The organism is Lentzea indica (genome assembly GCF_012184385.1).
In the GTDB taxonomy this organism is placed as follows: domain Bacteria; phylum Actinomycetota; class Actinomycetes; order Mycobacteriales; family Pseudonocardiaceae; genus Lentzea; species Lentzea indica.
The window spans coordinates 1-915 of record NZ_VSRL01000573.1; the positions used below are offsets into that span (position 1 = coordinate 1).

At 70.6% G+C, this 915-nt stretch carries 1 protein-coding gene; it reads left to right on the forward strand.

All coding sequences use genetic code 11. The features are described from left to right. Window positions 1–194: 194 nt before the first annotated feature. Window positions 195–915 (forward strand): DUF2207 domain-containing protein (locus FXN61_RS49680; RefSeq protein ID WP_167980670.1); only part of this gene is annotated, 721 nt, incomplete at its 3' end.

Sequence of the window (915 nt, forward strand, 5' to 3'; positions counted from 1 at the left end):
GGCGGTCCCTGAGCTGGGCGGGGAGGCATCGGCGGCCGTACGGGGGTGGTGGCCGGCACGGGTGGCGGGCCGACCGGGCGTGGCGGCGGCCAATTGCCCGGCGGCGGTGGTTGCGTCATCGCCGAAAATCCCCCAGATGGCGTCTGTTCGAAAGTGCGCCAGAGCATATGAGGACTCCGCTATTGTCCGCAGCCGTGTTGAAGAACTGGGGAGTGGCGATCTTCATCGCCGCCGCAATGACGTCCGCGACTGCCATTGGCGCGCTCGCGCAGCCGCTTCCCGGGACCGTCAGCACCGAGGTGCGGATGAAGCTGGAGCGCGACTCGAAGCTGTCCATCACCGAGACCGTCCACGTGCCGGACGGCAAGACGGTCAAGCGGACCGTCCCCTTGCGACTCGCCGTGGGCAACGACCTCGAGCGTCAGTACCAGGTCACGGACGCCAGGGTCGAGGGCAAGGGCAGTGCGAACGTCGGTGACGACAAGTTCTCCGTCACGTTCGAGGGCGGCCAGGCCACGCTGACCTACACGGTCGTCGGCGCGGTCGCCCCCGTCGGTGACGCGCTGGAGGTCCGCTGGCAGGTCGCCGGCGGCTGGGACACCGAGCTCGACAAGGTCGCCGTCACGTTCTCCGCACCCGACTCCCCGACGTCGGTCAACTGCCTCGCCGGCCCTGTCGGCTCGTCGCAGCCGTGCACCAGCGCTGACCTCGCGGACGGCAAGGGCGTGCGTGCGCAGGAGATCAAGCTCGGCGCTGGTGAACGCGTGGACGTCGCGATCGGACTGTCCGCCGGTGTCGTGCCGCCGAACGCCGTCGTGGTCGAGCAGTCGGGGTTGGCGGCCGCGTTCGCGCTGACCCCGGTCAGCGGCGCCGCTCTCGGCGGGCTGCTGGTGTTGCTGCTGGGCGGCGTCGCGC